The 3,863-nt window shown below is 71.9% G+C and carries 3 protein-coding genes; 2 read left to right on the forward strand and 1 reads right to left on the reverse strand.

Going from position 1 to position 3,863, the window contains the following annotated elements:
• Positions 1-54: 54 nt before the first annotated feature.
• The gene (locus HII36_RS53835; RefSeq protein WP_268959843.1) at positions 55-1,554 is read right to left on the reverse strand and encodes a serine/threonine-protein kinase; all 1,500 of its coding nucleotides are present in this window, start codon (positions 1,552-1,554) and stop codon (positions 55-57) included.
• Positions 1,555-1,619: 65 nt separating this feature from the next.
• Between HII36_RS53835 and HII36_RS53840 the strand changes: the two genes are divergently transcribed.
• Both HII36_RS53840 and HII36_RS53845 read left to right on the forward strand, forming a co-directional pair.
• Positions 1,620-3,320: a DEDD exonuclease domain-containing protein gene (locus tag HII36_RS53840; protein WP_173531145.1), complete on the forward strand. Its 1,701-nt coding sequence runs from the start codon at positions 1,620-1,622 to the stop codon at positions 3,318-3,320.
• A 10-nt stretch (positions 3,321-3,330) separates the two neighbouring features.
• The gene (locus HII36_RS53845) at positions 3,331-3,618 is read left to right on the forward strand and encodes an Lrp/AsnC family transcriptional regulator (protein ID WP_173531146.1); all 288 of its coding nucleotides are present in this window, start codon (positions 3,331-3,333) and stop codon (positions 3,616-3,618) included.
• The last annotated feature ends 245 nt before the right edge of the window (positions 3,619-3,863 follow it).

Consider the following 3,863-nt stretch of genomic DNA (forward strand, 5'->3'; position numbering starts at 1 on the left):
GGCTGGGGCTGAGGCTGGGGCTGGGACTGGTGCCAGGGCTGCGGCTGGGGCTGTTCAGGTCGCACGGCGCAACGCCTGTTCGGTCGCCCGCGCCGCGGTGAGCGCGGTCTGCTTGACGTCGTCGTCGGTCAGCCGGTCGCCGAGCGTCGTGTATTCGACCTTCACCACCAGGTTGGCCAGCCGGTAGAAGATCATCGCGGTGTGGACGCGGTTCGACGGGCCCTTCAGCTCGAAGGCGAACGCCTCCTCGCCCACCCCGGCGAGCTCGCGGGGCGGGGTGAGCGTGGCCGCCCGGTTCTTGGTCACGCCGATCTCGGGCCAGTTCCATTCGAGACTGGTGTATTTGCCCCAGTAGCGCCGCTGGTTCTCGAAGAGCGTGTGGGCCGAGGCCGGGGTCATCGACCAGGGGTCGCGGGTGTCGGAGTCCTTCTGGACCTGCAGGCCCACGCCCGCGCTGCCGGAGATCGGCCAGCCGCAGGACGGGCCGACCTCGTCGGCGTCCGGCTGCGGCTTGGGCGGCTGCTTGGTGCGCAGGAGCTGCCCGGCCTCCTGCGAGGTGAGCAGCGCGCAGACGTCCATGGGGGCGGTGAAGGCCGTCGGCGTGCCGGACTCCCGGTTCCTGAGCAGGAGGAATCCGGCGGCGGCCGCCGCGACGACGAGCGCGGTCGCGGCGGCGATCCACGCCACGGTCCTGCCGCGCCGCTTGACCCTGCTGGGCGCGGTCAGCTCGTGCCCCGGCAGCTGCGGCGTCTGCCCCTGCGCGACCTGCCTGAGCGCCGCGAGCGTGGAGCGCGCGTCGGGCCTGGCCTCGGGACGGCGGGCCATCATCGCGGTCAGCAGCGGCCCGAGCGGCGGATGCGTGACGGGGACGGGCCGCGTGAGCGTGTCCTTGATGCGCTCGGTCGGCGAGCCCTCGTAGGCGGGCGTGCCGGTCGCGGCCAGGAAGAGCGTGGCGCCGAGCGACCACAGGTCGGCGGCCGGGCCGCCAGGCTCGCCCTCCAGCCGCTCGGGGGCGATGAAACCGGGCGAGCCGATCGTCAGGCCCTGCTCGGTGAGCGTGGCCTGGCCCTCCTGCCTGGCGATGCCGAAGTCGGTGAGCACCACCCGGCCGGAGTCGGTGAGGAAGACGTTGCCCGGCTTGACGTCGCGGTGCTGCAGCCCCTGCGCGTGCGCGGCCGACAGCGCGTCGAGCACGTCGGCGCCGATGCGCGCGGCATGCTCATGCGGCATGGGACCGAACTCGCGGACGGTGTCGTGCAGCGTGCGCCCGCGCAGCAGCTCCATGACCAGCCACGGCCGGTCGCCCTCCACGATCACGTCGTGCAGCGCCACGATGCCCGGATGGCGCAGCCTGGCGGTCGCCTGCGCCTCGCGCACGGCCCGGGTGACCAGCTCGGCGCGCTGCCCGGGCGGCAGGCCCTCGGGCATGGTGAGCTCCTTGACCGCCACCTCGCGGTCGAGCATCTCGTCCTTGGCCAGCCACACCTTCCCCATGCCACCACTGCCCAGAGGGCGCAGCAGAGAGTAGCGGCCGGCAAGTCTTCCCGCGGACATAAAGGGAAGGGTAACGGAGGATCCCGGTACGTTCTTGTCGGTCGCCGTCTCTATGGTCTTGGATCGTGGACGCGGTTCAAGGCACTCTCGACGAGCTCGGCACCCCACTGAGCGACGTCACATTCGTCGTGTTCGACCTCGAGACGACAGGAGGTTCGCCTGCCGAGCACACCATCACCGAGATCGGCGCGGTGAAGGTCCGGGCGGGCGAGGTGCTGGGCGAGTTCTCCACGCTGGTCGATCCTGGCGGGCCGATCCCGCCGTTCATCTCGGTGCTGACCGGCATCACCGACGCCATGGTCATGGCCGCGCCGCGCATCGAGGCGGTGCTGCCGAGCTTCCTTGAGTTCATCCGCGGCGCGGTGCTGGTGGCGCACAACGCGGGCTTCGACACCCGGTTCGTCAAGGCGGCCTGCGCCGCGAACGACTACCCGCCGCCGGCCAACCCGGTGGTCGACACCGTCGACCTGGCCAGGCGGGTGCTGACGCGCGACGAGGTGTCCAACGCCAAGCTGGCCACGCTGGCCAGGTTCTTCCGCAGCCCCACCGAGCCGTGCCACCGGGCGCTGGAAGACGCCAGGGCCACCGTCCACGTGCTGCACGGGCTGATCGAGCGGGCCGGCTCGTTCCAGGTGCACACGCTGGAGGAGCTGAAGTCGTTCGTCCGCGCCCCCACGCCTGAGCAGCAGCGCAAGCGCCACCTGGCCGAGTCCGTGCCGCACGCGCCGGGCGTCTACCTGTTCGAGGACGACCGCGGCGAGGTGCTCTACATCGGCAAGAGCACCAACCTGCGCAACCGGGTGCGCTCCTACTTCACCGCGAGCGAGACCAGGCCGCGCATCAGGGAGATGATCGGCATCGCCGAGCGGGTGCGGCACATCGTGTGCGCGACCGCGCTGGAGGCCGAGGTCAGGGAGCTGCGCCTGATCGGCGGTGCCAAGCCGCGCTACAACCGCCGCTCCCGCTTCCCGGAGAAGGTGGTGTGGCTCAAGCTCACCGCCGAGCCGTTCCCGCGGCTGTCGATCGTCCGCGAGGTGAAGGACGACGAGGCCACCTACCTGGGCCCGTTCACCAGCACCAGGCTCGCCGACGAGGCGCGCACCGCGCTGCACGAGGCGGTGCCGCTGCGCCAGTGCACCCAGCCGATCACCTCGCGCACCCGCCGCGCCGCCTGCGTGCTGCACGAGATGGGCCGCTGCGGCGCGCCGTGCGAGGGCAAGGAGTCGCCCGGCGACTACGCGCTGCACGTCGAGAGCGCCCGCCGCGCCATGACGCTCGACGCCGGGCTGGTCTTCACCGCCGTGTCCGCGCGCATGGAGCGGCTGTCGGTGGAGCAGCGTTACGAGGAGGCGTCCATCGACCGTGACCGGCTGGCCGCGTTCGTCCGCACGGCGGCACGCATGCAGCGGCTGGTCTCGATCACCCGCATCCCGCAGCTCGTCGCCGCCAGCCCGGCCTTCGACGGCGGCTGGGACATCCACGTCATCCGCTACGGCCGCCTCGCCGCTGCCGGGGTCATGCAGAAGGGCACGCATCCGACCCCTTTCGTCCAGTCGCTCACCGCCACCGCCGAGGTCGTCATCCCGGGCCCCGGCCCCACCCGCGCGGCCAGCGCCGAGGAGACCGAGTGCATCCTGCGCTGGCTGGAGTCGCCGGGGGTGCGGCTGGTCGAGATCGACGGCGAGTGGAGCCTGCCCGCGCGCGGCGCCGCCCGCCACAAGGCCCGCATCGACCTCGCTTACCGGGGCCTCGACCAACGCCGATAGAGTTGTCCGCATGGTCACGGCTATCGTTCACATCAACGCCGAGGTGGACCGCATCCCGGAGGTCGCGCAGACGATCGCGGAGATCGACGGGGTCAGCGAGGTCTACTCGATCACCGGCGAATACGACCTGCTGGCGATGGTCCGCGTGGCCGCCTACGAGCAGATCGCCGAGGTGATTCCTGGGCGGCTGAACAAGGTGGCCGGGGTGCTGCACACGGAGACGCACATCGCGTTCCGCACGTACTCCAAGCACGACCTGGACGCCGCCTTCTCCATCGGCTTCCCCGAATCCGACTGACGGGCTCCGGCACCGGACTCCGGGCACCCAGCTCGCAACTCTCGGCCACCACCCCGGCTCCGCGCCTCTCGCCACCCAGGTCGGCGCCTCCGTCCGCCTTGGCGTGCGGCCACCTGTCGCTGCACGCTTCCACCGGGTCACTCCGCGCCTCCTCACCAGCGCACCACGCCCTCACCGGCGGGACACCCCGATAGCCGGGCACCACTGACCCGCGCCGACCCCCACCGCACCACACCCCGCCGACC

Origin of the sequence: Nonomuraea antri, from assembly GCF_013283785.1 — a bacterium.
Lineage (GTDB): Bacteria > Actinomycetota > Actinomycetes > Streptosporangiales > Streptosporangiaceae > Nonomuraea > Nonomuraea antri.